The sequence below is a fragment of the Alkalibacterium olivapovliticus genome, from assembly GCF_003003275.1.
In the GTDB taxonomy this organism is placed as follows: Bacteria; Bacillota; Bacilli; order Lactobacillales; family Carnobacteriaceae_A; genus Alkalibacterium; species Alkalibacterium olivapovliticum.
In genome coordinates this window covers 131,964-147,816 of record NZ_PVTO01000001.1, presented here as the reverse complement: position 1 = coordinate 147,816, position 15,853 = coordinate 131,964, and the positions used below count along the sequence as shown (strand labels likewise).

At 41.5% G+C, this 15,853-nt stretch carries 14 protein-coding genes and 1 riboswitch; of the genes, 8 read left to right on the top strand and 6 right to left on the bottom strand.

The window, feature by feature from the left end:
* Positions 1 to 824: 824 nt before the first annotated feature.
* The 4 genes from CLV38_RS00700 to CLV38_RS00685 all read right to left on the bottom strand — a co-directional run bounded on the left by CLV38_RS00700 (position 825) and on the right by CLV38_RS00685 (position 5,446).
* Entirely contained in the window at positions 825 to 1,682 is an 858-nt protein-coding gene (locus CLV38_RS00700; protein ID WP_106190185.1) for an aldo/keto reductase, read from the bottom strand.
* Between the two features lie 192 nt (positions 1,683 to 1,874).
* Complete coding sequence (locus CLV38_RS00695) at positions 1,875 to 3,776, bottom strand: PTS fructose transporter subunit IIABC (RefSeq protein ID WP_106190183.1); 1,902 nt, start codon at positions 3,774 to 3,776, stop codon at positions 1,875 to 1,877.
* Positions 3,777 to 4,700: a 1-phosphofructokinase gene (gene pfkB / locus CLV38_RS00690; RefSeq protein WP_106190180.1), complete on the bottom strand. Its 924-nt coding sequence runs from the start codon at positions 4,698 to 4,700 to the stop codon at positions 3,777 to 3,779. It abuts the gene before it with no gap.
* Entirely contained in the window at positions 4,697 to 5,446 is a 750-nt protein-coding gene (locus CLV38_RS00685; RefSeq protein WP_106190177.1) for a DeoR/GlpR family DNA-binding transcription regulator, read from the bottom strand. Before CLV38_RS00685 ends, pfkB begins: the two co-directional genes overlap by 4 nt.
* Positions 5,447 to 5,650: 204 nt before the next feature.
* Positions 5,651 to 5,831, top strand: a riboswitch (Lysine riboswitch).
* 113 nt (positions 5,832 to 5,944) lie between these two features.
* On the opposite strand from CLV38_RS00685, the gene CLV38_RS00680 reads away from it, so the two are divergent.
* The 8 genes from CLV38_RS00680 (at position 5,945) to CLV38_RS00645 (ending at position 13,962) form a co-directional block, all read left to right on the top strand.
* Positions 5,945 to 7,150, top strand: a complete 1,206-nt coding sequence (locus CLV38_RS00680; protein ID WP_106190174.1) for an aspartate kinase — start codon at positions 5,945 to 5,947, stop codon at positions 7,148 to 7,150.
* A 27-nt stretch (positions 7,151 to 7,177) separates the two neighbouring features.
* The gene (locus tag CLV38_RS00675; protein WP_106190171.1) at positions 7,178 to 8,167 is read left to right on the top strand and encodes an aspartate-semialdehyde dehydrogenase; all 990 of its coding nucleotides are present in this window, start codon (positions 7,178 to 7,180) and stop codon (positions 8,165 to 8,167) included.
* Positions 8,168 to 8,171: 4 nt separating this feature from the next.
* Complete coding sequence (gene dapA, locus CLV38_RS00670) at positions 8,172 to 9,053, top strand: 4-hydroxy-tetrahydrodipicolinate synthase (protein WP_106190169.1); 882 nt, start codon at positions 8,172 to 8,174, stop codon at positions 9,051 to 9,053.
* Position 9,054: 1 nt separating this feature from the next.
* Positions 9,055 to 9,789, top strand: coding sequence for a 4-hydroxy-tetrahydrodipicolinate reductase (gene dapB / locus CLV38_RS00665; RefSeq protein WP_106190166.1), 735 nt, complete (start codon positions 9,055 to 9,057; stop codon positions 9,787 to 9,789).
* 3 nt (positions 9,790 to 9,792) lie between these two features.
* Positions 9,793 to 10,509 carry a 2,3,4,5-tetrahydropyridine-2,6-dicarboxylate N-acetyltransferase gene (gene dapD, locus CLV38_RS00660; protein WP_106190164.1) on the top strand — a complete coding sequence of 239 codons (717 nt, stop codon included), beginning with the start codon at positions 9,793 to 9,795 and terminating at the stop codon, positions 10,507 to 10,509.
* Between the two features lie 36 nt (positions 10,510 to 10,545).
* On the top strand, positions 10,546 to 11,703 hold the full coding sequence (locus tag CLV38_RS00655; protein WP_106190161.1) for a M20 metallopeptidase family protein: 1,158 nt from the start codon (positions 10,546 to 10,548) through the stop codon (positions 11,701 to 11,703).
* Complete coding sequence (locus tag CLV38_RS00650) at positions 11,703 to 12,761, top strand: alanine racemase (RefSeq protein ID WP_106190159.1); 1,059 nt, start codon at positions 11,703 to 11,705, stop codon at positions 12,759 to 12,761. The genes CLV38_RS00655 and CLV38_RS00650 overlap by 1 nt, the downstream gene beginning before the upstream one ends.
* A gap of 229 nt (positions 12,762 to 12,990) precedes the next feature.
* The gene (locus tag CLV38_RS00645; RefSeq protein ID WP_106190156.1) at positions 12,991 to 13,962 is read left to right on the top strand and encodes a hypothetical protein; all 972 of its coding nucleotides are present in this window, start codon (positions 12,991 to 12,993) and stop codon (positions 13,960 to 13,962) included.
* Positions 13,963 to 14,016: 54 nt separating this feature from the next.
* Here the strand turns inward: CLV38_RS00645 and CLV38_RS00640 are convergent, their stop codons facing one another.
* Both CLV38_RS00640 and pflA read right to left on the bottom strand, forming a co-directional pair.
* Positions 14,017 to 14,943: a manganese-dependent inorganic pyrophosphatase gene (locus tag CLV38_RS00640; RefSeq protein WP_106190153.1), complete on the bottom strand. Its 927-nt coding sequence runs from the start codon at positions 14,941 to 14,943 to the stop codon at positions 14,017 to 14,019.
* Positions 14,944 to 15,073: 130 nt separating this feature from the next.
* A complete protein-coding gene (pflA, locus tag CLV38_RS00635; protein WP_106190150.1) occupies positions 15,074 to 15,826 on the bottom strand; it encodes a pyruvate formate-lyase-activating protein in 753 nt (250 codons plus the stop codon).
* Positions 15,827 to 15,853: the final 27 nt, after the last annotated feature.

Sequence of the window (15,853 nt, the reverse complement as noted above, 5' to 3'; positions counted from 1 at the left end):
ACGACTATCTTCCAGTAGTCTTTGTCAGTGCTGCCGATGGTCAGCTGTGCACAAGAATTTGCATGCAGAGAGTGTCAGCATACGCATAATTTCAATAAACCAGTTAATTCTCATAATCATTATACACATTTACTGTTTATTTCTGCACATATTAAATTATTAGAATCATTTTGAAGTAAGATTTAATTACATACTAAACATGACTGATCACATTAATAAGACTAATTAAATAAATACGCAGTTGCTAGTTACATATTTCGGATAGCAAATAGTCATCTTAATTACTACAAATTAAAAAATGATATGTTCAGCAAAAGACATTTTTATATGATTAAGCTATAGAGTTTGAATCTATCATTCCAGATATTCAAGAGAAAACAGCGACGATTTTAAGCCGATCCAGGTATAATGAGCCGCTGATCAAACTGAACTGATGTCTGAGAGCATCCTAGAAAATAAATTTTGTAAATGATCTCATTTTATAGACTATTCAAGTGGATTCCAAGTTACATAAAATAAAGGGATAAATAATAAAAAAATAGGGGATTTTAATAAGATAAATGAGGTATCTTGATAGAGGAGCTTTTTTCATTATTTTGGTTTACATAATATATATTATACAAAGTAGATTAACAGACTTAACAAGAACGCCTTCTTAAATTATATTGTTTTGGAGTTCCTCTGGTTTAATAAACGAATTGATTTCAATTCAATCACTATTTCTCGTTTTTTATTAGATTTATACTGAATGGCACTTCTGTCTGAATTGTATGACGCTCTTCGCAAAAAAACTGACCCATTTAATCTGGTCAGTTTTTCATGGCTTATTGCATTCTTAATGGAACTCTTTTATCCGGCACCGGAAATGCTTCATCCAGCAAAGCTAATTCTTCATTAGATAGTTTGATATCCAGTACATCTCTGTTCTGAATGACGTGATCTTTAGATCCTGCTTTTGGTATAGCGATCATCTGCTCCTGCTGCATGACGAACGCTAAAAGTAACTGGACAATACTGATATTATGCTGAGCAGCTATTTGCTTCACAGCTGGACTGTTGTGCACCTTTTCTTTTAAATCTGGCTCCTGACCAATGATTGGGCAATAAGCCATGATTGGAATATTATTAGCTTTCAGATAATCGTGCAAAACGACTTCAATACCCCTTGAGGCCAGATGGTACAAAACTTGATTCGTCTGACAATTCTCTCCATTATTCAGAGATAACAGCTCCTGCATTTCCTCTAAATCAAAATTTGATACGCCCCAAGCCCGAATTTTTCCTTGTCGCTTCAATTCCTCAAAACAATCGACAGTCTCCTGCAATGGAATATGTCCTGGCCAATGGAGCAAATACATATCTAGTTCGTTGACACCTAAGCGTTTTAATGAGTTTTCACACGACTCGAACATGTGTTCTTCTCCGGCATTAGTTGGATACACTTTAGAGACCAGAAATAAATCGTCTCGCTTATATGGCTTGATAGCCTCACCTGCAACTGATTCTGCTTTTCCTTCCGCATACATCTCTGCTGAATCAATTAACGTTAATCCATTGTCGATTCCCGTTCGCAAAGCTTCAATTTCTTTCATTCTATTAGAGTCATCTTCACCCATGCGCCATGTCCCCTGACCTAGATTCAGCACTTGGCGACCGTTTGGAAATGATAGCCTTTGTTTCATTATGCAGTCTCCTTCTTTTTAGTTCTTCGTATATATTATAATAGTAGCAACAAATTAGCCGTTATCACAGGAATAAGTCTTCATTGATCTTTTCTTAGAGACAAGCTTCGCTCTCCAATAAAGACATATAAATTGTAAAAGACCCCACCACATATAAATGTGATGGGGTCCAATCTATCTATTTATGAGGAATTAACTTAATTCAGTAGCCTGCATTTTTACGTCAGACTGTTCAATTTTAGGTTTCCAGAAACCAAGCATTAATGCACTGATCAGTGAACCGATTGCTAAAGCCACTACGAACAACAAACGATTTTCGCCAATTCCAATGACGAAAAGACCACCGTGTGGTGCCGGAATCGATACGTTCCACAATTGAGTCAATCCACCGGCAATTGCTGAGCCGACCAGTGACGATCCAATGACGCGAATCGGATCGGCTGCAGCAAACGGGATAGCCCCTTCTGTAATGAATGAAGCCCCTAATACAAAGTTTGATAATCCGGATTTCTGTTCCAGATCAGTAAATTTAGACTTGAATAATAATGTTGAAATAGCAATGGCTAATGGTGGAATCATTCCGCCAACCATAACTGCAGCCATTAAACTACCATTACCTGTATCTGTGAATATGCCAATAGAGAAAGCGTAAGCAGCCTTATTGACTGGACCACCCATGTCTACTGCCATCATACCGCCAAGAACAGCGCCTAATACAACGGCGTTTCCTGTACCCAAGTTCTCAAGGAATGCAAGCATCGCGTTATTGATTACGGCGAAGAATGGACCCACTAGGAAGAACATTAGCAAACCGGTAGCTAAAAGACCAAGGACTGGGTAAAGAAGGATCGATTTCAGTCCTTCAAATGTTTTTGGTACGTTTCTGAGTAATTTCTTGATACCCAGCATCACATAACCAGCCAGGAAACCGGCAACTAATCCGCCAAGGAACCCTGCATCGCTTTGAACAGCCAGCAACCCGCCTGCCATACCAGGTAATAGTCCTGGACGGTCAGCAATACTATAGGCAATGTAACCTGCTAATATTGGAATCAAAAACTCGAATGCAGAACCGCCTATAGTATTTAATGACGTGAAGAATATACTATCACTGCCAAGCTGTGCTTCGAACAGGAAGGAGATAGCCAGTAATATTCCTCCCCCTACTACGAATGGCAGCATATGAGAAATACCGTTCATTAAATCTTTATAAATTGACTGCCAAACGCTAGCATTGTCACCCTCTTCATTATCGTCAGAGACGCTGGCCCCATCTGCACTGAATATAGGGGCTTTACCAGCTACCGCACGTGAAATCAGTTCTTCAGACTTGTTGATGCCTTCTGATACGGGTCTCTGCAGGACTGGTTTCCCATCAAAGCGAGCCATATCAACTTTCTTATCAGCTGCAACGATAACGCCTGCCGCACGACTGATTTCTTCTTTAGTCAGTTTGTTTTTAGCACCATCTGTTCCGTTCGTTTCAACGCGGATCTCAACGCCCATTTGAGCTGCTTTTTTCTTCAAGGCATCTTCAGCCATATAGGTATGAGCAATCCCAGTCGGGCAAGCCGTAACAGCTACGACGAAAGGTTTATCTTTACTGTCTGTTGAGCTAGTTTCTTCTCTTACTGAAACCTCTTCTTCATTTTCTGCGAATAATGCCTGAACTTCTTCAGGTGTAGTGACCTGTTTCAGTTGAGAAACGACATCTTCGTCGACTAATTTCCTCGAAAGTGAAGCCAGTACTTCTAAATGAACATTATTTCCACCTTCTGGAGCTGCGATCATGAAGAATAATTGCACGGGTTCTCCGTCAAGTGCTTCATATTCTACTCCTTTTGAAGATTTTGCAAACAATACTGCAGGCTCTTTTACCGCTTTGTTTTTTGAGTGCGGCATAGCAATCCCGTTACCTAAGCCAGTTGATGTCTGACTCTCTCTATCCATAATGCCTTTTTTAAATGTCTGTGTATCTGTTATGACTTCTTTTTGCGCTAGTCGTTTGATCATTTCATTGATGACGTCTTCCTTAGTTGTTGACTGCACGTCCATTATCATCAAGTCTTTTCTTAATACATCATTGATTTGCATTTATTTTTCCTCCCATTTTTGGATTGTTATGGTATTTAGAATTGTTTGGATGTCTGCTTTAGTGGCTAGATCTTCATTAAAAGCTGTTGCTGATCCACATGCCAGGCTGTACCGAAATGCTTCGACCGGGTCTTTAGAAGACTGATACGTTCCCACAAAGCCCGCTACCATAGAATCTCCTGCACCGACTGAGTTTACCAGTTTCCCAGGTTCTGCTTTTCCGTGGTAAACAGCTTCTCCTGTAAAGAGCACAGCGCCTTCTTTGCCCATAGAAACAATGACATGTTCAGCCCCTTTACTAATCAAATCTTTCCCGTAATGAATAAGTTCTTCGTTGTTTTCAATTTTAACTGAATAAAGAGACTCTAATTCATGAATATTGGGCTTTGCCAGTAACGGGTGCATGCCAAGAGATTCCATTAATTCTTTACCTGTTGTATCTATTACAAATGACGCATTTTTTTCAGCTATGTGTTTGATTAACGTCTGATAAAAATTTACAGGTAAGCTTGACGGTTTACTTCCGGAAAGAATGACCACATCATCAGTAGTCAGCTTGTCCATCTGTACGAGTAAGGCTGCCTGCTTGTCTGCATCCACATATGGGCCTGTTCCATTAATCTCTGTTTCTTCAGCGCCTTTAATTTTTACATTGATGCGTGTGTCTTCATCTACCTTAATGAACTGTGTCTCGATTGCTAATTCAGCAAGCTTATGGTTTATAAATTCACCTGTGAATCCACCTAAAAATCCCAATGCCACTGATTTTTTATCCAGTTCTTTCAAAATTCGCGAGACATTTATCCCTTTACCGCCGGGAAACTTACCATTTTTATCAAATCTGTTTAATTCACCCAGTTTGATTTCTTCATTTGGGTAAATTACATAATCGATTGATGGATTTAATGTGACTGTGTAAATCATTTACTCACCTCTATGACTTTCGTTAATTCTTGTATTTTTCTGGACAGTTTAGTTGATACACTGGTAATGACGGCACAGTCATCGATATCCGCTACTTTGACAAAACTGACTTCTCCAAATTTGGACGGATCAGCTAAGACGTAAGGCTCATTTGACTGATGCATCGCTTTCTGTTTTACCGAAGCTTCTTCAATATCTGGTGTCGTGAAGCCGTAATGCGGATCCACTCCGTTCATTCCCATAAAAGCCTTCGAAAAATGAAAGGCATCCAGTTGTTTCTCGGCTACTGTCCCAATGATGGCTTTTGTTTTCTGTTTGATTTTTCCGCCTAATAACACTGTGTCGATCTTATGATCAGACAGGAGCGCCGCATGGGGCACTCCGTTAGTCACAACGGTTATTTTTTTATCTACCAGGTACGGGATCATTGCATAGGTTGTTGATCCTGCATCCAGATAGATAACATCATGATCTTCCACTAAATCAGCAGCCGCGCGACCGATAATTTCTTTGTCTTGAGTGTTTTTGACTGTTTTGTCCTCCATGGACGCTTCATCACTTGCTCGCCGTTTCATTTTAGCACCACCGTGAACGCGAACGAGTCTGCCATGAGCTTCCAGCAGAGTCAAGTCCCTCCTTATAGTTGATTCAGAGTGATTTAACTGGCTAATGAGTTCCTGTATTGTAACGGTATCTTTTTCACTCAGCAGATCCATTATCGCTGAGTAACGATCTTCTGTAAGCACTTACCTCACCTCTTCATAGATGAGTTTATCATATAGAACGGTCAAAAACAATAAGATACAGTCAATTTCGTTCATTCTCATTCAATTATCAGGAAATCGGTTACATAATGCGTGTTTTTATTTATTCTAAAATATCATTTTACAACGCCTTCTAAATTTGATAAGCTAGTGCTTAGGAACATTAAAATTTGACAATTTAAAATTAGAACTGGATGAGGTGCAAAAATCAACAGTACTTATTTCGCATAGACCTGTAAGTCTGAAATAAGGAAAGGGAAATTTGCCGAAATGATTTATTTTTTACAGAATAATGAATCGTTGGGCTGTATATGAACAATATGCAGACTGCCGAGTAGCTGACGCTAAACGGAGTGCTTCCACTTGTTATATAGCTTTTTAAAAACAAGTCGGGCATTCCCGGCTTGTTTTTTTGCATACCCCCTAGCTCGCGCTGATACTGGCTGATCCAGAATAAAATGTCTGACTAAAGGAGTCGTCATGAAGAGAAGTGTCTTAAAATTCGGCGGATCAAGTGTCGCTGATTTCAATAAAATAAAAAACATTGCCCATTACCTCAAAGAACGCGTTCAAAACGGTGAGCAACTGGTTGTTGTTGTATCCGCAATGGGGAAAACAACCGATAATCTACTAAAATCGGTTCATGAACTGACCTCTAATCCAAACGATAAAGACCTGGCCATGCTTCTGACTACAGGTGAGCAGCAGACCATATCGTTTTTATCACTCGCTTTACACGATTTAGACGTCTCGGCCAAACCGCTCACAGGCTATCAGGCAGGCATTGAAACGATTGGCAAACATTTAAAAAGTAAGATTTCTTCAATTAAAACAGATTTACTTGAACAGTTATTTGAAGAAAACAATATCCTGATCGTCGCCGGTTTTCAGGGCTTCAACAAAGCAGGAGAACTGACTACACTAGGACGGGGCGGTTCCGATACAACAGCTGTTGCCATTGCCTCAGCGCTTGACTGCCCATGCGAAATATATACCGATGTATCCGGCGTCTATTCGACAGACCCCCGTGTCTACCCGGATGCAAAAAGATGGGATATGATTTCATTTGAAGAAATGATGGAAATGTCTGCTTTAGGAGCTGGTGTACTGGAAACGCGCAGCGTCGAACTCGCAAACAACCATAACATCCCCCTCTATTTAGGAAAAACACTATCGAATGAGAAAGGAACATGGATCGTGCCAAATGATCAGATACTTGAAAGAAAAGCTGTTACAGGCGTTGCCTTAGATAAAGAAATGGCTCACGTCACCATCACCTACCCTACTGACGAGAACCAATCATTTTTGCATGACTTGTTTATTAAGCTGGAAGAAGCAGAAATCAACATCGACATGATTTCTCAAATCCAGAACCAGGATGGTCTTCAGTTATCCTTTACATTTAAAGAGTCTGAAGAACGCGAATTAAATGAGCTGTTCGATTCACTCAAGTCCCATTATCAGGAATTATACGTTAAGATAGAAACAACGTACTGCAAAGTATCCGTTATAGGAGCAGGAATGAGAGACATGACCGGAATCGCGTCAAAAATATTTAAAACACTGATCGAATCACATATTCCGTTCTATCAGGTCACGACTTCTGAAATCAGTGTGTCTTATGTAGTCGACGGGAAAAACGGAGAAAAAGCCACACGTATCCTCTGCCAGACATTTGATTTATAAACTAATTATAAGAAAGGATTTTTTGAAATGGTATCAATTGCATTAGTCGGAGCTACAGGTCTTGTTGGTCAGACCATGCTCCAGTTATTAGATGAAGAAGCTATCCCTTTTAACTCCCTTACCTTATACTCTTCAGCCCGTTCAGCAGGAAAAGAAGTGACACTTAAAGGCAATAGCTATGTAGTCGAAGAATTGACAGAAGAAAATGCCGCAGACAGCCACTTTGACTATGTACTCATGTCTGCCGGTGGAGACACCAGCCTGCGTTATGCTCCTATCTTTGAAGAAACGGGTGCCGTCATAATAGACAACTCCAGCGCATGGAGAATGGATCCTTCAATCGATCTTGTTGTCCCTGAAGTCAACCGTGCATCACTGAAGAGACATATCATTGCCAATCCTAACTGCTCAACCATTCAGTCGGTTGTGCCTTTAAAGCCTCTTGCTGATCTTTTCGGATTGAAACGTGTCGCTTATACGACCTATCAGTCTGTTTCAGGTTCTGGATGGAAAGGAATCGAAGACTTGGATAGAGGAGAAAAAGGCGAAAAACCTCAAAATTACAACAAAGCGATTTATCATAACGTCATTCCTCAAATCGATGTCTTTCTTGAAGATGGGTACACGAAAGAGGAAGACAAAATGATCAGAGAGACCCGAAAAATTTTAGGTGATCCGACATTAAATGTTACCGCCACTTGTGTGAGAGTTCCTGTGCCCCACTCTCATGCAGTCGCTATGAATGTCACACTTGATAAAGAAGTGAGTATTGATGAATTAAGACAAGCTTTGGAGAATTTCCCTTCTATAGTGGTAATGGATGATCCCTCAAAAGAAATTTACCCTACTCCACTTGACGCGGCTCATAAAAAAGGCGTATATGTCGGACGGATCCGCAAAGATCCGAGCTTACCGAATACGTACCATCTATGGTCGGTCAGCGATAACATCCTAAAAGGTGCCGCTTGGAATGCGGTCCAAATTTTAGATCAACTGATTAAAGGAAAGGAAGTATAAGCATATGTCACACCTATTTACGGGTGCAGCTGCTGCTGTGACCACGCCATTTATAAATAACGCAGTCGATTATGAGGCTTTCAGAGCCCATTTGACGTTTTTAAAAAACAACAGCATTCAGTCATTTGTCATTAACGGAACAACTGGCGAAGGATCTACCCTTACGTCGGAGGAAAAAGTCAACTGCCTGAAGATTGCCTTAGAAGTAGCAGGCGGAGACATTCCAGTTATTGCCGGTACAGGCTCAAACAATACTGCTCAGACAGTAGCTGCCTCTAAAGAAGCAGAAGCACTCGGTGTAGATGCTTTGCTTGTCATCACACCTTATTATAATAAAACAAGCCAAAAAGGGTTGATTGCTCACTTTACAGCGGTTGCGGATGCGGTTAATATCCCTGTGGTCTTATATGATGTCCCGTCACGTACAGGCATGACGATCGAACCGGAAACACTGAAAATACTGGCTCAGCATCCAACTATTACTGCCCTTAAAGATGCAACAGGTGACTTCGCTCACTTCAGTCGTCTGCAGGCAGTTGTCGACGAGTCTTTCGCGTTCTACAGCGGAAATGATGACTTGGCCCTTCCCTACTTTGCCCAAGGCGGACACGGCATCATATCCGTTCTAGCAAATGCACTACCAAACGAATACCAGGACCTGTATGAAAAAGCTCAGACAGCACCAAAAGAAGCATTACAACTGCATCAAACCTTATTTCCACTTGTCGATGCTCTGGGAGTAGACGTTAATCCCATCCCTATCAAAGTACTGGTAAGCCACATCGGATTTGGTGAGTACGCTATGCGACTACCACTTGTCCCACTCGAACAGACTGAGATCGATAAAGTGATCACGCAGTTTGATTTGATTAGAAAGGACGGATAATATGAAATTGATTCTAGTCGGATACGGCGCTATGACTAAACGAGTAGCTGCTCTAGCTGAAGATAAGGGCTACTCTATTGCTGGTGTTATTACGCCAATGGAAGAGAAACAGTGTCCTTATCCCCTTTTCACTTCCTTTAATGATGACTTGCCTGAAGCAGATGTCTTCATCGATTTCTCGCATCCTGATCTTACGAAAGAGATGCTCCAGTCAGCATACGATCGTCCAATGATCATTGCGACGACTGGTGAAAAAGACACCTTGGTTAAGTTAATGAACGAAAAAGCAAAATCAGCTCCTGTCTTTTTCAGTGCGAATATGAGTTACGGCGTTCACATCGTTACTCAGCTACTAGAATACATTGCCCCTTTGATGAACGATTACGATATCGAAATGATCGAAAAGCACCATAACCAGAAAATCGATGCACCAAGCGGAACGCTAATCAAATTACTTGATGCGATCAAAGAAAACGGACGAAAAGACACAACCGAAGTTTATGACCGTAGTCAGACTACTACTAAACGAGACAAAAAAGAAATAGGCATTTCGACTATTCGAGGCGGGACCATCGTTGGTGAGCACGAGGTCTTGTTCGCAGGTGGAGATGAAGTCATTTCAATTAAGCACACAGCTCAGTCCAAAGATATCTTTGCCAATGGCGCATTAAACGTTGCCGAAAAATTAATCAAAAAAAATAACGGGTTTTATACCTACAACAACTTAGGAGTGTAATCAATGAAAGAATTTAGCGCAAAAGAAATTATTAAATACATCAGTGATTCAAAGAAAACGACCCCTCTGAAAATTTATGTCAATACTGATTTACAGAAATCAGACTTTCCTGAATCGTTTAAAGTATTCGGTACAAGTGGAAGCTATACACTATTCACGGATCAAAACGACTGGATACCATTTTATGAAGAAAACAGCGAGAGACTGTCAGACCATGTAATCGAACAGGATCGTCGCAACTCTGCCATCCCTCTATTGGATACGTCCAAAATTAATGCCCGTATCGAACCGGGTGCATTTATTAGAGATCACGCCTCCATTGGTGACAATGCCGTCATCATGATGGGAGCGGTCATCAATATCGGTGCAGTTGTCGGAGAAGGCACTATGATTGATATGGGCGCGATTTTAGGCGGCCGAGCCATTACTGGTAAAAATGTTCATGTGGGTGCTGGAGCCGTATTGTCGGGTGTGATTGAACCAGCCAGCGCAAAACCTGTAGTTGTTGAAGACAACGTTCTAATCGGAGCAAATGCTGTTGTTTTAGAAGGTGTCACAATCGGCGAAGGATCTGTAGTAGCTGCTGGCGCTATCGTCACTGAAGATGTTCCGGCAAACACTGTCGTAGCAGGCGTACCTGCCCGTAAAATCAAAAACACAAGTGAAGTGGAATCGACTAAAGTAGCGATTGTATCTGCACTCAGACAGTTAAACAAGTAATCACCCTAATACTGAATGTTTTTAATGGAGGAACTAATGACTGATTTACTGGAAACTGCAATCAAACACAGACGATATCTTCATCAGATCCCTGAACTGTCTTTTAACGAATTCAAAACAACAGCCTATATCAGAGAACAGCTGGACCAACTGGCTGTTCCCTACTTTACGCCTTTGGACACGGCGACTGTTGTTTTCTTTGAAGGGACATCTGATTCTAAAGAAACGATCGGGTTCAGAGCTGATATAGACGCTCTGCCGATCCTGGAAGAAACAGATCTTCCTTTTGCATCCAATCATGCAGGCGTCATGCATGCCTGCGGACATGATGGTCACACCTCGATCCTTCTGACATTCGCAGAGTCGCTTAAACATCAATCTGATGCCGGGCAGTTGAAAACCAATGTCCTGCTCATTTTTCAGCCTTCTGAAGAATCGAATGCAGGTGCGGATGCGCTCATCAATGCGTTCCCTTTTCAAGACTACTCTGTCTCAAAAATTTTCGGTCTGCATCTTGGGCCGGATATTCCTGAAGGCACACTTGCGACCAAACCCCGATTTCTGATGGCCAGCGCAACTGAATACCGCATCCGTGTGAAAGGTCTCTCTGCTCACGTTGCTCAAAAGAATAACGGCAGCAGTGCTCTTGGGGCTGTTACACAAATTGCAACGCAACTGGCTCAAGTACAGCATTACTTCCTGAATGGATTGAATCAGAACATCCTGCACATTGGAAAGTTATCTGCTGGAGAAGCAATCAATACAGTAGCGACTGAGGGTTATATCGAAGGCACTATTCGGACGTATGAACCGGATGATCTGGAACATATAAAAGTTAAAATGAAAGACATCACTAAAAGTGCAGATAGCCTTTTTGGGACGACCACAGAACTCACTGTTGCAAAAGGTTACCCGGCAGTGAATAACAGTGATTCCCTGATCGAAACCGTTACTGAAAGCTGTGACAAATCAGGATTGACCCTTGATTTGCTGACTGAACCTTATTTATTTGGGGAAGATTTTTCCTTTTATTCATCAGTAGCCGAAACTAATTTTGCCTTCCTCGGGGCACGCAATGAAGAAAAAGACTACATTTACGGACTGCATACTCCCCGTTTTAATTTTGATGAAAAGATACTTGTTAAAGGTGTGCAGTATTACCAGAGCATTCTTGAAACGTTAGGAGCGATTTAATGACCGCTACTTTGATCCGGAATCAGAAACGGCTGGCCGAACAGGCGGAAAGTATTCAGTCGCAAGTCCAGACGATTGCCATTGTAAAAAATGATGCCTATAACTTCGGCCTGAAGGATACCTTTGATGCTTTTTATCACGCCGGGATTCGAGCATTTGCCACGACTAATCTTAAAGAAGCAAAACGACTGAGGAGCTTTGATTCGACCGTTGAAGTTCTGCTTTTAGATCCATGCACAGCATTTGAGGAACTTAAGGCGAACTCTATTACCTTGTCCCTTCCATCATTTGAATTTTATACTAAGTACAAAGAACAGCTCGCCGGATTATCGGTGCAGCTGGTGTTTCGAAATGATTTAAATCGTCTGGGCTTTACCGATGGTTCTGACATGCTGACTGTTTTAGCAGATAAAAAACTGAACGTCAATGGCATCTGGACACATTTTGCCTATGCGGATGACTTTGAAAGTGACCGCTACCAGCACGAAGTGGCCAACTGGAGGGAAGTTCTAAACACTGTCAAGGACTACCTTCCCTCTCTGACTTATATACATGCTCAAAACAGTGCTTCCTATTTGCGAGAAGGGCTGCATAAGAACCATACACATATTCGAGGCGGCGTCATTCTTTATGGGACACGGCCATATTATATGGGACTTGATGAATCAATTGCCCGTCAAACCGTAGAAGTATCGGCTAATGTTATCGAGATAACCGATGTTCCTGCCGGACAGAATGCCGGTTATTCAGCTGCTTTTTCAGCCGAGAAACAAACACGTCTGGCTGTCATCGATATTGGTTACGGCAATGGATTGATCCTTTCCAGGAAAAATTATCCTGTACTGATCAATCAGCAGTCATATCCTATTCAAGTCATGATGATGAGTCACCTGCTTGTCGAAGTCGACGAAACCGTATCGGTTGGTGATAAAGTCATGATATACAGTGACCAGTTGAGATTCGACTGGTTTACTGAGAATGGTGCCGGTTCATTTTCACAGCAGATGGCTGCTTTCAATAAAGAAACATTCACTGAAATCTTCATTCCATATGATTGATAAATGAGTTAAAGGGATCGTGTCTTAATAGATACTGATCCCTTTTTAATTGTCCGAAAAGTGACATCAGGACAAAGAATCTCTCACCTTACAAATAGTTTGTGAAAATAGTTTTATTTTAATAAATCATGTGATACAATGTACCTGTAAAATAAAACGATTACACTTTGGACGAATCTATTTTTTTAACTATTAATGTGAAACACATCACTAAAAAGGAGCGAGACCAGTGATCACTACTATCAGCTTTCTTTTTTTCTCGATCATGGCCTTATTTCTCACGCAGTCGCTGGTGAGCGGCAATATCCAGACGCTAAATGCCTTCCTGCTTAGCATAGTTGCGTTTTCCGGTATGTTCCTTCTGATTCAGGTCAGGAAAGAATGGGCCTGTATTAAATGTAAACTCAAACAGAACATTATTTTAATCAACAGAAGTAATCTTCTGACTATACTGGCTTTGTCTATAGGAGCCTACCTTACCTTTTACCTGAATCACGCTATTGGTTTGGGCGGTGTACTGGCATCAAGTGTCGTTGGCTTGATTGCAGCCTGGACTTTCAAACCTTATGCAGCAGCTATTTACTGCGGCTCTTTTATCGGAATGGCCTGCAGTCTCATATTTTCAAACCCGCTTTCACTTCTGGTTGCCAGCCTGATTTCCGGAACCCTATATATTCTGTCTCTCCACCTCTTTTCAGGATTTGGAGGCAAGCTGGGGTTCATGGCCTTTTCCGGTACATTTCTGACTAGTCTTATATTTAGAACCCCTCTAAGAACTGTAGATCCATTAGATCGAAAACTGTATCTAGTCGTCTTTCTATCTATTATAGCCGCCGGTATGGCTACCTACGCTCTGCAGCGAATAGTTGATATGGATGCTGTTTCAGCTTCTGCACTTGTCGGGTTGACACTGGCATTATTGTATCCCGATTCTACTCATGTGGTTGTGGTTGCTGCTTTTTGTGCCACATTTACAGGTATGGTCTCATACAACCGTGTGAAAACGTACAACGACATGCTCTTCCTTACCATTCTGACAGGTGTATTATTTATTGCAGCCTTCGCCTTATTTGACGGTTCAGGAGGTAAGCTCGGAGCCACGGCGTTTCTTTCAACAGTCAGCGGAGTAGGCATGCTCGACTTTATTCGGCTGATCAGACGGCATTTTCATGCAACTCAACAGTCGTCATATTCATCTTAAAAAAATCCCGCTCCTCCTAATTTTTAGGGGAGCGGGATTTTTTGTCTAGTACTGTCAGCTTAGTTCTTTAGTTAATTGTGGGACGACCTGCTTTTTACGGGAAACAACATTTTCCAGCAAAATAGTATCTTCTACTATATCTTTACCGAAAGCATTGGCAACTCTGTTTCGTTCTTCTCCATACACGATAGCTACTGAATCACTTTCCAGCACATTGGTAATGACCAGCAGGAATAGATCGTAGCTATTAGCGGAACTTTGAGAAGCCATTTCTTTCAGCAGCTCCTCCTTACGGTCCAACACTTCTTGTGCATCCACCACGTTGACTTGACCAATGCGAACCGTGAAGTCACCCATAGGAAAATTCTTCGCATCAGAGTTTAAGATCTGATCTGCATTCTTGTCAGATGTGTTAGTTCCTGCTTTAAGCAGCTCTTTTCCATATTTTTCCAGGTCGACTCCAGCTAGGTCAGCCAGTTCTTTTGCTGCCTTTTCGTCTTCCTCAGTGCAAGTAGGAGATTTGAGAAGCAGTGTGTCTGAGATAATGGCCGACAGCATTAATCCTGCAATATCTTTAGGCACTTCTACATTATGTTCTTTGAAGAGCTTCAAAATAATCGTGTTCGTGCACCCAACCGGTTCAGCGCGATAGTATACTGGATCCGCCGTCTGGAAGTTAGCAATCCGGTGGTGATCGACTACAGCCACTACTTTGACCTTGTCAATATCTGAAGCACTCTGCTGCGCCTCATTATGGTCGACAAGCATTACTTCCTCTGCTTCTTCGGCTACAGTATCCACTACTCTGGGTGCTTTTGTACTAAAATAATCAAGGGCATACTGAGTTTCATCTGTTGCTTCACCCAACGCTACGGGTTCTGTCACTTTACCCAATTGATTCTGTAAATATGAAAAGCTGATGGCAGAAGTAATTGCATCTGTATCAGGACTTTGGTGTCCGAATATTAATAGTTTATCCACTTTCATTCTCCTTTGTGATAAATGTCGTTAGTATTAGAATATAGTATTTCGGTCAAAAATTCAATTAATGCAAAAAAAGAACTCTGCACGAGAAGGTATATTCTATCTCCTCAAGCAAAGTTCTTTTGGATTACGCTGTCTGATATTTATGTGTCTTGAGTATACGATTAGCATTTTCAATTCGCTCCGCAGTCGGTGTATCGATATGCTCGAGCTTATAAGGAATACCCAGTTCTTTGTACTTGTAGACACCCAATTTGTGGTACGGCAACACTTCGACCTTTTGAACACTTTTCAGCTGATCAATGAAGGCACTTAGTTTCTCCAGGTGCTCATCAAAGTCAGATCGTTCAGGCACCAGTACATGCCTTAACCACATCGGCACCTTAATTTCTGATAAATAATTAGCCATATCGAGTATACTGGTATTCGGATGCATCGTGTACTGCTTGTGTATCTCATTATCGATGTGCTTGATATCCATCAAAACAAGATCTGTATATTTCATCAGTTCTTCAAAACGGCTGAAGAAAGGCTGATCATACGTGAAAGGCTGTCCGCACGTATCAAGAGACACATGTATTCCTTCTGCTTTCGCCAACTTAAAGAATTCAATCAAAAAATCGATATGCAAAAGGGGTTCCCCTCCGCTGACGGTTATGCCACCTTCTTCACCCCAGTAATCACGGTAATCGATTGCTTTATCAAATAATTCTTGAGGGGTATAGGCCGTTCCCCCATTCATGTTCCATGTATCAGGGTTATGGCAGAATTCACAGCGCATACGACATCCCTGCATGAATGCTACAAATCGAATGCCGGGCCCGTCAAGCGACCCGAAGGTTTCTATTGAGTGTACATATCCTACTGTGTTTTCTCCCATTTTATTGCTCCCCCTATAGTTAAGTCC